At 30.9% G+C, this 17,714-nt stretch carries 14 protein-coding genes; 3 read left to right on the top strand and 11 right to left on the bottom strand.

Features of this window, described 5'->3' with window-relative positions:
* Positions 1–156: 156 nt before the first annotated feature.
* A complete protein-coding gene (locus OCU55_RS12560; protein ID WP_261852654.1) occupies positions 157–708 on the bottom strand; it encodes a manganese efflux pump MntP in 552 nt (183 codons plus the stop codon).
* Between the two features lie 297 nt (positions 709–1,005).
* On the opposite strand from OCU55_RS12560, the gene OCU55_RS12565 reads away from it, so the two are divergent.
* Entirely contained in the window at positions 1,006–2,223 is a 1,218-nt protein-coding gene (locus tag OCU55_RS12565; RefSeq protein WP_261852655.1) for a 6-phosphofructokinase, read from the top strand.
* A 104-nt stretch (positions 2,224–2,327) separates the two neighbouring features.
* Here OCU55_RS12565 and OCU55_RS12570 read toward each other — a convergent pair whose 3' ends face one another.
* A complete protein-coding gene (locus OCU55_RS12570) occupies positions 2,328–3,635 on the bottom strand; it encodes an aminotransferase class V-fold PLP-dependent enzyme (protein WP_261852656.1) in 1,308 nt (435 codons plus the stop codon).
* Between the two features lie 495 nt (positions 3,636–4,130).
* Between OCU55_RS12570 and OCU55_RS12575 the strand changes: the two genes are divergently transcribed.
* Positions 4,131–4,709 (top strand): hypothetical protein, encoded by a 579-nt coding sequence (locus tag OCU55_RS12575; RefSeq protein ID WP_261852657.1) that lies wholly within the window; start codon positions 4,131–4,133, stop codon positions 4,707–4,709.
* Between the two features lie 103 nt (positions 4,710–4,812).
* On the opposite strand, the gene OCU55_RS12580 is transcribed toward OCU55_RS12575, so the two are convergent.
* The 3 genes from OCU55_RS12580 to OCU55_RS12590 all read right to left on the bottom strand — a co-directional run bounded on the left by OCU55_RS12580 (position 4,813) and on the right by OCU55_RS12590 (position 8,197).
* Positions 4,813–6,021, bottom strand: coding sequence for an ABC transporter permease (locus tag OCU55_RS12580; RefSeq protein ID WP_261852658.1), 1,209 nt, complete (start codon positions 6,019–6,021; stop codon positions 4,813–4,815).
* Positions 6,022–6,111: 90 nt separating this feature from the next.
* Positions 6,112–6,819 carry an ABC transporter ATP-binding protein gene (locus tag OCU55_RS12585; protein WP_261852659.1) on the bottom strand — a complete coding sequence of 236 codons (708 nt, stop codon included), beginning with the start codon at positions 6,817–6,819 and terminating at the stop codon, positions 6,112–6,114.
* On the bottom strand, positions 6,812–8,197 hold the full coding sequence (locus OCU55_RS12590; protein ID WP_261852660.1) for an efflux RND transporter periplasmic adaptor subunit: 1,386 nt from the start codon (positions 8,195–8,197) through the stop codon (positions 6,812–6,814). Before OCU55_RS12590 ends, OCU55_RS12585 begins: the two co-directional genes overlap by 8 nt.
* Positions 8,198–8,424: 227 nt before the next feature.
* Between OCU55_RS12590 and abc-f the strand changes: the two genes are divergently transcribed.
* Positions 8,425–10,350 (top strand): ribosomal protection-like ABC-F family protein, encoded by a 1,926-nt coding sequence (gene abc-f / locus OCU55_RS12595; protein WP_261852661.1) that lies wholly within the window; start codon positions 8,425–8,427, stop codon positions 10,348–10,350.
* Between the two features lie 130 nt (positions 10,351–10,480).
* Here the strand turns inward: abc-f and OCU55_RS12600 are convergent, their stop codons facing one another.
* The 6 genes from OCU55_RS12600 to OCU55_RS12625 form a co-directional block, all read right to left on the bottom strand.
* A complete protein-coding gene (locus OCU55_RS12600) occupies positions 10,481–10,972 on the bottom strand; it encodes a dUTP diphosphatase (RefSeq protein ID WP_261852662.1) in 492 nt (163 codons plus the stop codon).
* A gap of 234 nt (positions 10,973–11,206) precedes the next feature.
* The gene (locus OCU55_RS12605) at positions 11,207–11,962 is read right to left on the bottom strand and encodes a prealbumin-like fold domain-containing protein (protein WP_261852663.1); all 756 of its coding nucleotides are present in this window, start codon (positions 11,960–11,962) and stop codon (positions 11,207–11,209) included.
* Positions 11,963–12,241: 279 nt separating this feature from the next.
* Positions 12,242–13,963, bottom strand: a complete 1,722-nt coding sequence (locus OCU55_RS12610; RefSeq protein WP_261852664.1) for a glycoside hydrolase family 13 protein — start codon at positions 13,961–13,963, stop codon at positions 12,242–12,244.
* Between the two features lie 369 nt (positions 13,964–14,332).
* The gene (locus tag OCU55_RS12615; RefSeq protein WP_261852665.1) at positions 14,333–15,217 is read right to left on the bottom strand and encodes a sugar ABC transporter permease; all 885 of its coding nucleotides are present in this window, start codon (positions 15,215–15,217) and stop codon (positions 14,333–14,335) included.
* 1 nt (position 15,218) lies between these two features.
* Positions 15,219–16,148 (bottom strand): carbohydrate ABC transporter permease, encoded by a 930-nt coding sequence (locus OCU55_RS12620; protein WP_261852666.1) that lies wholly within the window; start codon positions 16,146–16,148, stop codon positions 15,219–15,221.
* A gap of 64 nt (positions 16,149–16,212) precedes the next feature.
* Entirely contained in the window at positions 16,213–17,439 is a 1,227-nt protein-coding gene (locus OCU55_RS12625; protein WP_261852667.1) for a sugar ABC transporter substrate-binding protein, read from the bottom strand.
* Positions 17,440–17,714: the final 275 nt, after the last annotated feature.

The raw sequence follows: 17,714 nt of genomic DNA on the forward strand, positions 1-17,714 counted from the left end.
TTATATATAATTTTACATTGAATTCTTTCATATAATACTTGTCCAATTTTATCTACTAAATGTGTCGCTTCATAATAAAGTTTGTATTTCCAACTCCGTCTCTCATATCAAGAAAAGTTTTAAAAATAACTCATGGATTGAACCGATATATCTAAATTATGCAAATATCATTTTCAATCCAAAAAGTAGAAGGATTATACCACCTATGTAATCTGCATATTTTGAAATTAATTCTATTCTTCGCATATATCTTGAAAAGAAAAAAGCACACATGCTAAGTACAAATGTTACTAATCCAATTGTTATAGAATTAAATAATATAGAAATTGTATTTTCAACGTGGTGAAACACTGTAAATCCAACTACTAATGCATCTATACTTACTGAAATTCCAAGAACAAAGTACATCTTTGGGTTTAGTAATAAACATTCATCTTTTTGCTCCATGCCATCTTTTATCATCATTACTCCTGTAAAGGCAATTACCATACCACCGATTATATTAGGTATAGAAGTAACATATTCTTCAAATAATACACCAAAGTAGGTACCTAAAAATGATAACAAAAACTGAAAGAAACCGAATGAAATAGCGAAGAGTATTTTCTTAGTTTTGCTCACAGCACAATTTATACCTATACTCAAAGCAATTGCCGATGCATCCATTGCTAATGCAACTGAAATGATTAATAAACTTTTCATTTCCATAGTTTGTCCCCCTTTTCTTCTAACTTTCAAAGTATAAAGATATATTTGTATGACTTCATACAATACTATTGTATTTTCAAGTCTTTAATTTTATTCTTCAAATGCAATGCTTTCAAAAAATTAGACCTGTGATAATATTTAAGCTTAATTATGAGACAATTCTAAATATATAAATTATATTCTTTTACTTTAATAGGCTTTATATTTATCATATTTTGTAGTATAGTATTCATTGTACGTATTATTTAGCTAAATAGTATAGCACATTTAAACTACTCAGTACAAAGGAGAGATATAATGAATTGTATTGTTGCCCAATCAGGTGGTCCAACTTCAGTTATAAATTCTAGTGTTTTTGGTTTAGTTGAAGCTAATAAGGATTTAAATATATATAACAACGTCTATGCTGGATTAAATGGTATAGAAGGAATATTGAATAGAAAGATAATTAATTTATCTGAAATGGATAGTACAGAGCTTGAAATATTTCAACATACTCCATCATCTGGGTTAGGTTCTTGTAGGTACAAGCTAAAAGATTCTTCAGTATGTGAAGATGAATATGTTTCACTTATGTCTATACTTAATGAACTAAATATAAAGGCTTTCTTTTATATAGGTGGAAATGACTCAATGGATACTACTGCTAAACTTAGCAGATATGCAAAAGATCATAATATCGATATTAAATTTATAGGTATTCCAAAGACTATAGATAATGATTTAATGTTTACTGATCATACACCAGGCTTTGGTAGTGCTGCAAAATTCATAGCTACTTCTACAATAGAAACCTACTTAGATTCTACTGTATATACCGATAATGGAATATTTATATTAGAAACAATGGGTAGAGATACTGGTTGGTTAGCTGCTGCTGGAGCTCTAGCTAGCGTGGGGGACAAAAAAGCAGCTGATTTCATATATCTACCAGAAGTTGCTTTCGATAAGATAAAATTTATAAATGATGTTAGAGAAACGTTTAAGAGAAATAACCATGTTTACATAGTGGCATCCGAAGGTCTTAGAGACGAAAATGGTGATTTTCTAACAATGTCCTCCCAAGGTGGGGCTCATGATAAGTTTGGTCATACTCAGCTTGGTGGTGTTGCTCACTTTCTTCGTACTTTGATAATAAATGCAGGTATAACTAATAGAGTAAAAACTCTAGAACTCGGAGTTTTACAAAGATGTGCTATGCATTCAGCATCAAAAGTTGACTTTGATGAAGCTAAAATGGTTGGCAGAGATGCTCTTAAATATGCTGCAGATGGTCATTCTGGCTATATGGTTGCTATAAAAAGAGAAGAAACTGAAATATACAGTTCTTCTACCTTCTTAATTGAAGCAGATAAAGTAGCCAATAAAGTTAAATATTTTCCTCTAGAATGGATAAATAAAGAGTGCAATAACTTAACTATTGAAGCAATCGAATATCTTAAGCCATTAGTTTTCGACCAACCAGCTTATAAGCTTTCAGACTCTCTACCAAAATATAAAGTTTTCAGGATGTAGTTGTAGTTAATTACATATTTAAATATATATACAGGCTATATGAACAAAATATTCATATAGCCTGTATTGTTTCATTGTTCACGGTTAGACAAATAGAACTTTTATTAGTATAGATGTTTTCTTATTATATATTCCAATACATTTAGAAATTCATTAATTTCATTTATTGTATTGTACATACCAAAGCTTATTCTTACCATACCAGGTTTTCTACCTCTATTTCCCCGTATGAAACTTAGCACTTCTTCATCGGTAACATCCAATAAACGTTTAGCATACGGCTGAGCACAAAAGCAACCACTTCTTACTGCTATTCCCCTTAAATCTGATAACATGCCAGCTAGATCTTCATGATAAATATTTTTTAAATTAATAGATACTAATCCTAGTTTATTTTTATCATTTAAATCACCATAGGTAATAACATCTGGCATACTTCTTAATCCTTCCGAGAGATAGTCTCTAAGTAAGTCTTCATGCTCCTCAATGTTATTAAATCCAATCCTATTGAACTCATAAATAGCCGCTACCAAAGCTATAACCCCTAACACATTTGGAGTACCTCCCTCATCTCTCTCAGGTGCGTCTAACCAGTAAACTTCGTCATCTGTAACGATATCTACTGTTCCTCCACCCTTTAACAATGGCAAACTATTGTTAAACTTATTCTTTTTACCAACTATCGCTCCACTTCCAAAAGGCGCATACATCTTGTGAGCAGAAAAAACTAAATAGTCAATATCATCATCTTCATCTTCATCAGTATAATTCATATCAACTTTTCTATGCGGAACTAATTGTGCACCATCGACGATTATTTCAGCACCATTTTTATGAGCAATCTTAGCTATCTTATGAATATCGTTTATATAACCAGTAACATTGGAGGCCCCTGTTACACTAACTAATTTTATACTTCCTTTAGCTTTATCTAATCTTTCTTGAAATTGATCAATTTTTAATCTCCCATTATCATCTACCTCAACGTATTCAACTACACATTTTTCTCTCCAAGGCAAGTCATTCGAGTGATGCTCCATTCTTGTTGTAAGAACAATCTCTGAACTATCTTCAATCAAAATGTTAACAAGAGTATTAATACCTTCAGTTGTATTTTTCACAAATATTACTGTATAGTCATCTCTATCGCTAAGGTTGAAAAACTTTAATATTTCATCTCTCGCATCGTTATATAGTTCTGTACTAACTTTCGACTTATATCCTTTTCCTCTACCTATTGATCCATACAGCGGTAAAAACTTATTGACACAGTGTAAAACTTGCTTCATAGCAGGTGTGGTAGCAGCATTATCAAAATTAATAGGAGTTATTTTTCGTCCGTTTGCTAAAGGAATAGCTTGTTCCATACCCAAAAATAATTCTCTAAAGTTCATTTCTCTTTTTTTCATCATAACAAACTCCCTCCAATATATACTATTCACATATCGTACTAATGTACATCACACTCTTTACATTCTTATATTTTTACAATTATTTCAATATACCGTATGTATATACAAGCTTTCCAGGGAGGTTACTGATATGAATTCCTTACGCAACTCATTAAGACTTCAACAATATTGATACATTACTTAACATCTTCCAAGACGTTATATAATCAATAGTATTTTAGAAATTAAATGGTTATACAGGAGATGCTATATGAGCGAGCTATTAGAATTAAATGATTTTTTCAGATGTAATGGCCTCAAAAAATCACTATTTGTTCTTTATTAGTGATTTTTTTTGCGTAAGCTCATTAAGGCATCGGATGTAGTGACACCTTAATTTCATACACCTATGAAACATATACCAAAAATTAAATTTTCAATATATTAGTCTACTTTTATTAAATCTTCATATTATTTAAACATATAATTATAAGAGTTTTATTTGGAGGTATAAAAATGTATCCTGATAGGAAGTACATGGATAAATCAATTAATGATGATTTGAGCTTCGAGCCCTTTATAGGAGAATATGATTCTCCTTTTTCTGAAAATCTATTATCTATTTCTGATAATACTAAGTTATCTTCAGATAAGTTTGTTCCATTTTCAGAGAATAGTGTTCCTTTTTTAGAAAATTCAGGTCCTTTCTCAGAGAATATAGTTCCATTCACTGAAAACTCAATACCTTTTACAAACAATCTATATTTGAATGGATTTAATAACAGGTCATCAATCGGAGATAATTTCAACAAAATAAAGCTTTCTTCAACATATTGGTTTAATTCGCTTTTCAACAGTTCCACTGAGATTAACAGAGGTTATGTACCAGTCCCTGTTCAACTTTTTGAAGATATAGATACTGATTTTGATGAAAGACTGACCAGCGATAAGGTTAATCAAATATTTAGTAAAATAGAAGAAAATAATGGTTCAATCATGAAAAGCCTCGAAGCCTATAAAATTCCTTTTCCAGTTTCTAAAATGATTGTAAAAAAACTAATTGCCCTTTCTATAAAGTATTCTCCAAAGGAATAGACATAAAAGAACTCGCTGAAATAATATTATTCAGCGAGTTTTTTGCATAACAGTCTTTATCAATATCTATGAAGAAAATCTAAAAAATGATATTTTTCATTATTTATTCATATCTTAGAGCATCTATCGGATCTAATCTTGCTGCTTTTCGAGCAGGATAAATACCGAAGAATATCCCTACACTCATAGAAAATAATATCACAAGAAATATATGTTTAATGTATAAAATAGGCGTAACATTGGCTAACCTTCCTATAGCAAAGGCACCTAAAATACCTATAACCATTCCAACTATTCCACCTATTAAAGATATAATAACTGATTCAGTTAGAAATTGAATCAAAATTAAGTTGGTAGTAGCTCCTATTGCCTTTCTTATACCTATTTCTCTTGTTCTTTCAGTTACTGACACAAGCATAATGTTCATTACTCCGATTCCACCTACAAGCAATGATATAGCTGCAACCGCTCCTATGAATGAAGTAAATATATCTATGACTTTATTTACTTGCTCAACCTGCTTCATAAGCTTTTCTCCAGTATATATCTCTTTACCTTTGTTATTATGTCTGGATTCTAAAATATTTATTGAATCACTTGTTGCAGTATCAACATTATCCTTTGTCTCAGCTAAAACATACATACTATCAAAATTATCGCTAAGATCATAAATATTTTCTATTGTAGAAACAGGCATAGCTATAAAGGCTGGAATTTGGTCTTGTGCGAATCCTACCATAAGTTCAGAAGACTTGGTTACACCAACAACTGTCACTTTTTTAGGAGAATTATTTCTTCCTATTAATATAGATTCTCCTGTAATATCCTTATATCCAAATAGATATTCTGCAGTAATTTCATCAATAACTGCTACATTTTTCCCATCTTCCATCTCTCTTTCATTGAAAAAGCGTCCAAATAGGAATTCGTAATTCTGTATGTAGCTAAAATCTGTGTTTCCTCCATATACTACAGCCCTTTTACTTTTATCATTTACTCTTACAGTTCCTGATTTCTGTATTAATGGAGATATGTATTTAACATTTTCACTTTTATCCTTTATAGCTTTCACATCATTTATACTGAAATAATCTGATTTCGCAATTTGTTGTCCAGACACCTTTAACTCCACTGTAGAGGAGCCTATTTTCTCCAACTCTCCAGTGATACTAGCTTTTCCACCATTTCCAAGAGATAGTATCGCAATAACAGAACTTATTCCAATTATTATTCCTAACATGGTTAAAAATGATCTTAACTTATTAGCTTTAATGCTGTCTAGGGACATTTTAAAGTTTTCTATAAAGTCCATCTTAATCCCCCTAAATTATTAATTAATTTTAAATGAGACCTATGTCTTAACGCCTCAATCTCAGAAGCATTCCTGATACTAAAGTTACGTTTAGATCGCTGTATTATTTATAATAATTCTATTTTCAACTTTCTCATCGTTAATTATTAATCCATCTTTGACTTTAACCAATCTTTTTGTGTACATTGCTATATCAGGTTCGTGGGTGACCATTATTATAGTGGCTCCTTCTTCATTTAAATCTTGAAATATCTTCATGACCTCTAGACTAACCTGCGAATCCAAGTTTCCTGTAGGTTCATCAGCCATAATTACTGATGGAGAATTAACTATAGCTCTTGCAATAGCTACCCTTTGTTTCTGTCCTCCAGATATTTCATTAGGCTTATGCTTTATCCAATTTGTAAGTGAAACCTTCTCTAAAGCTAAGAGCGCTCTACTTCTTCTTTCCTTAGCCGAAATACCGGCATATATCATAGGTAGTTCAACATTTTCAAGTATAGTCATCCTAGGCAAAAGATTAAAGTTTTGAAAAACAAAACCTATTTCTTTATTTCTTACTTTTGCTAACTCATTGTCAGTCATATTAGATACGTTCTCTCCATTTAGTATGTACTTTCCTGTATCCAGTCTATCTAAACATCCAAGTATATTCATCAGAGTGCTTTTTCCTGAGCCTGATGGTCCCATAATTGAGGCAAACTCACCTCTCTTTATTTCAAAGCTTACCCCTTTAAGCGCAGTAAAGTTTAATTCTCCAGTTTTATAAGTTTTGTATATCTCTGAAATCTCAATCATTCCCTACTCCTTTACCATTAAGCCTAACCGTAATTCCATCCCTTATCATAGTACTTGGATTTAATATTATCCTTTCTCCTATATTTATACCTTTAACAATTTCAGCATTTATCTCAGATTTTATTCCTACCTGTACTTCTCTTTCTGATACTCTCCTATTAGCATCTACGACATATACAACATAACGCCCTCCTTTTACAGCTTTTATTGCTTCCATCGGTACTGTTACTACAGAGTTTCTCTCGGCAAGTAAAATATCTACATCTACATCAAATTCTGTTTTTAGGTTTTCATCAGATTTTGAAAGTTCAATTTCTGCATCCATTGTTACATCATTACTTGCGGTAGTCGCTATCATACCAATTCCAGATACTCCTTTTTTACCTGAAGGACTTATAAAAGATATTTTCCCATTGTACTCTTTTCCATTGCTTTTGATTGTAGCGTTCTGATTCACTTTTACTTTATCAATATCTGATTTTCCTAAGGATACAATCACTTTTAAATTTTCTAAATCTTCAATAGTCACTGCCACCAAAGTAGGACTCGCTATACTTCCTATAGCTGCATTTAATGAAGTGACAGTTCCGCCAAAATCAGCTGTTAAGCTCTCTGGCATATATCTTAGTCTAGAGTTAGCTGATTCAAAAGCAATCTTAGCAAGAGAAACTGTATTATCCATCTGCTTAAGTTTTTCTTCTGATATTGGTTGTATGTTATTTTTTTGCGTTTCAAGTGTAGTCAGAGTTTTTGATAGCTGCTGCAAAACACCTATACTTGCACTACTGTCAGCCTGAGCTATTGTAGCATCTTGTTCATTATTATCTAAAGTGTTTGCGGCTTCTTTTGAATACTTCCTTTCCTTATTTGTAATTTTATCTTTTAACGCACTCACACTATTTATAAAGCCATAATTATTAGTTACCGTATTCCTATCTAACTTAAACTGCTCAATTTTAATCTTGACATCTGCTATTTCTCTATCTAAATCTGTAATCTTACTGTTTATCTTTACATTTTGATTTAATAAGTCCTGTCTTTGTAAAATTGCACTATCATATTGAATTTTTGCTTGCTTAGCAGCATTTTGCATATCCGATATATCGAAGCTCATTAGAATGTCACCTTTCTTCACTTTGTCTCCAATCTTGAAGTTGATGTTGGTGACTTTCAACTGTGAACCGTAATAATCTTTAACGTTTTTAGCCTTAACAACTCCTGTGGTATTTAAATAAGATTTTATGTTCTCTTTTGTAACTAGTATAGTTTTTACAGAAATGTTGTTAGATTTATTCTTTCTAAACTGAAGAAATCCAAAAGCAGTACATATTAAAGTTATTACTCCAATCAATGTTATTATCTTTTTTCTTTTGTTCATATATTCTAATGGTTCACTTCCTTTCTTAAGCTTCTTGCTTATTTACAGTATTATTATATATAATAGTTTAAATAATATTATTAATAATATTATTTATTTGAGTATTTGTGTAAAAGTGATATGGATAGTATAATTAATCGTGTTTGCATGTATGTAACAAAATTGAAATCACAAATTTTATTTTTCTTTCATACATTTATAATTGTCAGTATAAAGGAGTTTTATTTATGATAATCTTAAGTTGTAAAAATATTAAAAAAAGTTTTGGTATAGATGAAATTTTAAAGGATGTAACTTTTAATATAAATGAAGGTGAAAAAGTCGGACTAATAGGGGCAAATGGTGAAGGAAAGTCTACATTATTCCGTATACTTACAAGAGAAGTTTCTTATGATAGCGGTGAAGTTTTTATAGATAAAAACAGCACTTTGGGATATCTTTCACAGCATCTTGCGTTAGAAAACTTTAACACAATAATGGATGAGATGCTTATAGTTTTTTCTGATTTAATGAATCTTGAAAAAAAGCTAAAAAATATCGAAGAAAAAATGAATGAACCCTATGACTCATCAAAACAGGAATATCATGATAAGTTAATTAAAGATTATACTCAAGGTCATGAACTATACGAAAATAGAGGCGGCTATATTTTTAGAGGAGAAATTTCTAGAGTATTAAAAGGTTTAGGATTTACAGAAGAGGATTTCGATAAGCCTATCAATGTTCTAAGTGGTGGTCAAAAAACTAGAGTAGCCCTATGTAAGTTACTTTTAATAAAGCCAGAGTTGCTTTTATTAGATGAACCTACTAATCACTTAGATTTAGATGCTATTGAATGGCTTGAAGAATATCTTAAAAACTATAAAGGAACTGTTTTAGTAATATCCCATGATAGATTTTTCTTAGACGGTATAACAACACATACCTATGAACTTATAAATGGCCATGTTAACTGCTATAATGCTCCATACACTAAGTATTTAGAACTTAGAAAGAAAGATTATGATGCCAAATTAAAAGCATTTAACCTACAACAATCGGAGATTAAAAGACAAGAGGACATTATAGAAAAATTTCGATCTTTTAATAGAGAAAAAAGTATACGTGCTGCAGAAAGCAGACAAAAAGCACTAGATAAAATGGAAAAAATGGATGCTCCTGATAGAGAAAAAAATGGAACAAGGATTTCTTTTCACTCCCAAATTAAAAGTGGTAATGACGTAATCCATGTAGAGAATTTATCCAAAAGATACAGCGATAAATTATTATTTGAGGATGTTAACTTTGATCTTAGAAGAGGTGACAAGGTTGCATTAATAGGTGAGAACGGTAGGGGCAAGACTACACTTTTCAAAATAATAATGGAAGATATAAAAGCTGATAGTGGAATTACCTATTTAGGAAAGAATGTGTTTCTAGGTTACTACGACCAAGAACAGTCCAATTTAAATCTTGAAAAAACAGTAATTGATGAAGTTTGGGATGAATTTCCGAAGATGAGTACTACAGAAATAAGAACAGCTTTAGCATCTTTCTTATTTTTCAATGAAGATGTATTTAAAAAGATAGAAAACTTAAGTGGTGGAGAGAGATGCAGAATAAACCTGCTTAAGCTTATGCTTTCTAAATCAAACTTTCTATTGCTAGATGAACCAACAAATCACTTGGATATAATGTCAAGAGAAGCCTTAGAAGACGCTATCCTTGATTATGATGGTACTTTAATTGTAATATCCCATGATAGATATTTTTTAAACAAAGTTATAAATAAAATATATGAATTAGAGCAGAATGGAATTAAAGAATATCTAGGAAATTATAACTATTATACTGAAAAGAAGAAAAATCCTAATAGATATGAAGGATTAGAAGAAGAACAACTAGGCAAGACTAAAACTCAAATCAAGGAAGAAAGAAAAAAGAAAAAAGAAGCTGAAAAATTAGAAAAAGAAAACAGTTTAAAGTTGAAAAACTTAGAAAAAGACATCTCTATATTAGAAGAGAAACTATTAAAATTACAGGAAGATTTATGCTTAGAGGAAGTATATTCTAACCCAACAGAGAGTGAAAAGGTTAATAAAGAAATTCTCTCCACTCAAGTAGAAATAGATTGTTTATACGAGCAATGGGAAGAACTAGAAGCAAATTCTTAAAAAGCTTGCAAATCCACTGAAATCTCTAGGTTTACCCGTCATGAAAACTTTATACTTTCCTTTAGAGTAAAAAATAGGCTCTAGTGGTTTCATATCCACTAGAGCCTATTTTTCTATGTAAGTACCTCTTTTATCTTAACCCAGTAGAACCAAATCCACCACGGTCACTATTTCCAAAAGATTCCACTTCTTCAAATTCTAAATCTGGCATGACCTCCATTATCCTAAATTGTCCTATTTTATCTCCACTCTTAATCCAGGTCCCATCAGATTCGATCTCACATAAAAATTGATTTGAAAGTGTTTCTGAACATTTCTCTAAATGTTTTCCTTGCAAACAATAAACCGGCATATGCCATTGATCGTTATCACCTATATATGTATCATCGACAACACCAACGGAATTAGTTTGAATGATTCCCCATGTTTTGAATGTTGAACTTCTAGGTGCTAAATGAGCTTCCCACCCTTCAGGTAATTCTAATGCAAACCCTAGCGGAATCATTGCTCTTTCCCCAACTTTAATAAATATATCTTTATTTGCAAATACATCAATCCAATTACCTTTTTCTATTTTTTTTAATTTTGTTGCTCCTTCAAAATATTTAATTCTCATTTTCATACTTAATATCTTCCATCCTTTTCAATATTGTTTCAATATAATAGTAAAATACCAGTTAGCTATACTTTTTTATTAGTAACTTATAACTAATATTTATACTCCTAAATTGTATAAAAGTTTTGTATGTTTTCTACAATTATTTTCACATATATAGTTTTCTCTTATTATAGCAAAAAAATATAAAATAGATAAGATGCCTAGGTGGCACCTTATCTATTTTATAATTTACTCATGTTATATAAACCAGAATCCGCAGCCGCAGAAACCGAATAGCAATAATAAAATCCAGAAACCGTCAAAGCCACAACCGCAATCATTAAATCCACCACAGTTGTTACCAAAGCTTCCACAACAATTATTGAAGTTGTTACAGCATCTATTTTGATTAAAGTTTGCTAAAACTTCTTTTCTAATTCTGTTAATAGCTGTAACTTGACGTTCTCTGTGATTTCTGTCTATAGTAACCTGATCACTTGGGACATATATTGGATCTCTGAAAACGCATTTATCTATTGGTTGAACTACCTTATAAATACCATCTCTCAATCCTTCGAATACAGCTCTACCATTTCTATCAGTGATTTTTGATGATACAAAACAGAACTTTGTTTCGCAACCGCAAGTATCTAATCTTAGTAGAAAAACTCTTACTCCACTAATTGGTTCACCATCCACACTAATAAGTCTTGATGTAAATACTATTTTGCCACCTTTTCTTTCATGATGATGGTCATCATGGCAATCATCATGATGTTGGTCATCATGGCAATCATCATGATGTTGATCATGTTGATTGTCCTTACATCCGCTATTACGTTTTTCTTCTCTAATGGTAGCTTCATTAAATTGCTCTACGTCAACATCTACATCAAAATTATTTTCAATGTTCACCTGATTATTTGACGCAAAATCACTTCCAAGTTCATAATTACCATTTAGCCATTCTAAAGTTTCATTGTTATATAGATTATCAGAAAATTTCATACCCACAGTGGTACCCCTCCTTTTCATCCTTCTTCTACATATTATGTAAGAGATACCAGTTATGTGATTAACTTCGACAGTAAGATAAATCCTAAGTTTTGTTTTTAATATAATTTAATATATGCAAAAAGACAACCAATGTTTAATATCGGTTGTCCTTAAGCTATATTAAATAATCTATATATTTTTAACTAGTATAAATTAAGTTTTCGTAATGTACCAATACAGTATTGATTAACTTCAATATATCAAAAAATAAGTCTGATAAACTTGCATAAGCTAATGTTAACTTAATTTTAGAATCTTAAATGACATTGGTTCTAGAACTATTTTACCATCAATCGTTTGCTTTTTATTTTCATATAGATCATAAGCTAAATCATTAATATCTAATAAATACTCATATTTCTCTTCATTGTTGTTTATTAAAACTAATACTTTTTCATCTTTATAACTTCTTATGAAACCTAATGCCATTCCATCCTTACATATATTAGTATAGTCGCCATACACAAGAGCCTTAGATTTCTTTCTAACATCATTTAAAGTTTTGTATAGGTCGAACATATCTAAATCTTGTTTTTCTTTATCCCATATCATACATCTTCTGCAATCAGGATCATTCTTACCTTCCATTCCGATTTCATCACCATAGTATATGTATGGGATTCCTATATATGTGTATTGAAGAGCAATAGCAAGTTTCATCTTATCCTTATCGCCTTCACACTCAGTTAAAAATCTAGCAGTATCATGACTATCTATAAGGTTTAACAACTGCCTATTCACTGAATTCATATATAAAGCTCTGCTCTCAGCAAGGATATGATCAAGTTCATCAGCATTCATAACTTTCCTTGCAAAAAAGTCTAAACAGCATTCTCTAAAAGGATAGTTCATTATTGAATCTAACTGATCTCCTTTTAAGAAAGAATTGGATTCATGCATTATCTCACCAATTATAAACCCATCTTCCTTCGATTCCTTTACAGCTTTTTTGAAATCTCTCCAAAATGCATGATCTACCTCATCACAAACATCTAGTCTCCAACCATCAATTCCTATCTCTTCAATCCAATACTTAGAAACCTTTAATAAATAATCTTTAACTTCAGGATTGCTTGTATTCAATTTAGGCATTCTTGAAACCTTATTTGCAAATGTTACATAATTAACTTCCTTCATATCTACTGGGTAGGAGTCAACAAAATACCAATCCTTATATTTTGATTTCTCACCTTTCTCTACTAAATCTTCAAAAGCAAAGAAATCACTTCCTGAATGATTATAAACTGCATCTAAAACAACCTTAATCCCATTATCATGGCATTTCTTAACCAATTCTCTTAGTGTTTCGTTATCTCCGAACTGAGGATCTATTTCATAGTAGTTAGTTGTGTCATATTTGTGGTTAGATCTAGATTTAAATATTGGAGTCATGTAAAGTATATTTACGCCTAAGTCACTAAGATAGTCCACCTTATTAATTATACCTTGTAGGTCTCCTCCAAACATAGTTTCAGGAGTTACTTCATCCCCCCAAGGAAGTGTCCCCTTAGGATCATTATTCTTATCTCCATTGGAGAATCTATCTGGGAAGATTTGATAAACTACCCCTTCTTGTGCCCATTCTACTTCTTTATACAAATCTGCTTTACAAAGGAATGGAAACTGGAACGCATTAGGATTACTAGGTTTTTTATCAACTAACCCTCTTTCATTTAGGAAAAACTTATTATCCTCTAAATCTATCAATTCAAAGAAATATCTAAACCTTTTTTCTTCTACTTCAATATTAATTTCATAGTAATCAAAAAGATCAGAAGTATTTGCTTTTTTCAATTCTATAGTATCAAATTCATTTTCCCAATCATATCTATCTTTATAGTAAACAACTACCGATTTTAAATCGTCTTTTGCTGTTCTAAGCTTTAAATGTAAAGATTTATCTCCTGTACCATAAGCATACGGAGCCTCTGTTATATGATGTATTGCATGTTTGTTCATATGTTCCACCTCTTATTAAGATTAGGTAAACACCAGCTATATTAATATATTTTTTTACCTTTTATAAAGACTAAAAAATTTACTACAAGCTAATGTACCAATAGTATTATTATTTTTATAAAAGTTTCTTTTAAAGAAGTACAACTTCAATTTGAAAATCATTTTCAAAATTCTTCCATATTATGTGAGGAGAATTTTAAGATATAAATTTAAAAATTAAGTGGTACATCTATAGTATCTTCATTTTAAAATCAATAATAAATCTTGCTATATAATTAAAATTTTCAAAACCTTATGGATTGTACCGATAAAGTTTTGAAAATTTTTAATCAAATATTATATTATCTAATGATTTGAAGTCTTTATTTATTAACCCTTTACTGATCCAGCTACAAGACCTTGAGCAATAAATTTCTGGAATGCAGTAAACACTATAGAAATAGGAAGTGATGCCATTACTGCAGCTGCTGAGAATTGAGTCCAGTTTGCTGAAAATTGATTTTTTATAAAACTTTGTAACCCTGTTGCTATAGTCTGATTTGCTGCATCTTTCATTAATGCAGAAGTGAATATAAATTCTGAATATGTTCCTATGAAGGAGAATAAGAACATAACTACAAGCATTGATCTAGTCAATGGCAATATTATTTTAATAAACATCTGCCAAGTAGTAGCACCATCAACATAGGCAGCTTCATCTAAATCTTTCGGAATACCATCAATAAATCCTTTAAGGAGCCATATGCTATACGCTGACCCACCTGCAAGTAATATTATAAGAGTCCAGAACCTATCCATAAATTCGAACTTATAAGCAATACCTAATATTGCTGGTAAAGCCATTGTTGCTGGGAAATATTGAAGAACAAGTAGTGTCATAAGACCATTTTTTCTTCCTCTAAATCTAACTCTAGCAAATGCAAATGCTGCTGGAAGAGTCATAGCTAACTGAATAAATGCTACTGAAAAACATAAAATCATAGAGTTCTTCATCCAAATTAGAAAATCTGTTTCATTAATTACTTTTGCATAGTTCTTTAGAGTCCATTCTTTAGGGAAAAATGATGTCTGTACAAAAGCATCTCCAGAAGCCATTGATGAAGTTACTACTGCAATTATAGGAATCATTGTTATAATCACAACAATCCAGATAAATATTCTTCCAAGCCAAAGGCTTCTTACTTCAGAAGGTCTAAGTTTTTTCTTATATTTCAAATTAGTTCTAATATTGCTTGATTCTTTAACAGATAGCATACTAATCAACCTCCTTAAATTGTCCTGATGCTTTCATTTGTGCAACTGAAATTGTAGCTATTATTAAGAATATTATTATTGAAAGTGCTGATCCTATGTCATATCTTCCAAATTGTGTTGCTAACTTATATGTTGTTGATGAAAGTATGTCTGTATAACCTGCGAATTGTGTATCAAGTCTTGCTGGTCCACCTGTAGTAAGAAGGAATGCAGAACTAAAGTTATTAAAGTTAAATGCAAAGGATGATATTAATAGTGGATATGCTGTTCTTGTTAACTCTGGTAAAGTTATTTTTCTAAATTGAACAAATTTGCTAGCTCCATCTACTTCTGCTGCTTCATATTGATCTTCTGATATTGCTGATATAGCTCCTATACATATATTCATCATATATGGGAATCCTAACCAAATATTTACTATTATAATTGCTATTCTTGCCCACAATGGATTAGTCAACCATTGTAACGGCTCTTTTATAAAGTGAAAGTTTATTAAAAGTGTATTAATCGCACCGTAATCTGTATTTAATAATCCTTGCCAAGATAATATAGCTACAGCTACAGGCAATGTCCATGGAATAACTAAGAAAGCTTTATATACGAACGCCTCTTTCATATTTTTATTTGAAAGAACAAGCGCTATTATCAATCCTACAAAGAAACAAGTTGCTGTTGATATTAATGCAAAGGATATTGTCCATCCAAAAACTGGTAAAAAAACCTGTTTAAAAGGTCCAGTTAATACGTCTACAAAATTGCTCAATCCTACAAAATGATAATTATCTCTGTTATACATGGTGAAATCAGTCAAAGAGACATATATTGTATATATAATTGGTAATACTGTAAAGATAAATATTGAAATAAGTGCTGGTAATAAATATGGAATTGCTTTTAATCCATTTCTTCTATTGCTTGTAACTCTTTCCACAACTAACCCCCCTAATTATTTTTTAAAAAAGGGGGATTTATCCCCCTATATAGTTTAACCTAAATTATTTTTGTTGTGCAATACCTTGTTTGATTTGTTCTACTGTAGTATCTGCAGCTTTTTTAGCATCTACTTTTCCAGCAGTTAAAAGTTGTAAATTATTTGCACCTGGTGTCCACATAGCTTGGATTTCAGGTATATTTGGCATTGGTTGTGCAACTTTAGCTTGTTCAGCAAATTGAACAGCTGTTTCACTAGCCTTGAACTTATCACTATTTAAAGCATCATTTAATACTGGTATTCTGTTTCCAGTTTCAAATAGTACTAGTGGAGTCTTGTCGTTTAAGTATTTCATTAATTCCCAAGCTGTATCTTGGTTCTTAGATTTTGAACTTACGAATGCTGTTTGAACTCCCATGAATGATGGAGTAGCTTTTCCGTTAGTTTGTGGTAGTGGAACTACTTTAAATGGAACTTTAGCATCTTGGAAACCCTTAACATCCCAAGGACCTGAAATATAGAAACCTATCTTACCAGCTTGGAAGTCACCCTTTGCTCCATCGCCCTTTATATCAGCGCTCATAAACTTATTTTTAACAACTAGATCTTGGATGAATTGATATCCTTTTACTGCACCATCGTTGTTTAATCCGATATCTTTTGCATCTAATGAACCGTTATTATTCTTAAATACGTATCCACCGTTTGCAGCAAGGAAAGCATATGAATAATAGAAGTTATTTACATCATATTTAAATCCAACTTCTTTAGCTTTAGTAACTAACTCGTCCATTGATTTAGGAACTTCTTTTACTTTATCAGTATTATAGAATAATGCATATGTTTCCATAGCTATTGGAACTGCATATTGCTTACCTTGTAAAGTAACAGCATCAATTACTGATTGAGATGCGAATTTGCTCTTATCAATAACTCCTGAAGGAACTTCTGCTAATACTCCAGCTTTTTGGAATGTTCCAAGGTTATCATTTGCTAAACCATACATTATGTCTGGACCTTTAGAACTTTGTGATGCTTGAATATAAGCTTGGAAATCACCCTTGTCCTCTACAACCTTAACCTTGTTACCAGTTTCCTTAGCCCATTGTTGAGCAATCTTGTCTAATTCTTTTACTTCATTAGTCATTAAATGTGACCAAACAACTAATTCTTTTCCACCCTTAGAATCCTTTGCAGCTGTGGAATCATCTTTCTTTCCACATCCTATAAATGCACTTGAAATTACTAGAGCTGACATTACTGTTGCTAAAACCTTTACACGTTTACTCATATTGTACCCCCCATAATTAATTAATTTATAATATTTCAAACATTAGCGCAATCGGTTGCATTAACGTTTGTGATCTACTGTAATTTCATTATAAATTCTAATGAATACGTTGTCAACATGTTTTCAACTTATTTTTCACTGTTTTTTATCCTATTTACCGATTATTAGTATTTATCTTTGTTATTTTAACTATTTCTTTATAATGCTACATATTATATCTTTATTGTAATTTCTAAGTATACTTTTAACCTATTAAAGAAAAAATGAATTTATAC

The organism is Clostridium folliculivorans (assembly GCF_024341905.1).
GTDB classification, from domain to species: domain Bacteria; phylum Bacillota; class Clostridia; order Clostridiales; family Clostridiaceae; genus Clostridium_AR; species Clostridium_AR folliculivorans.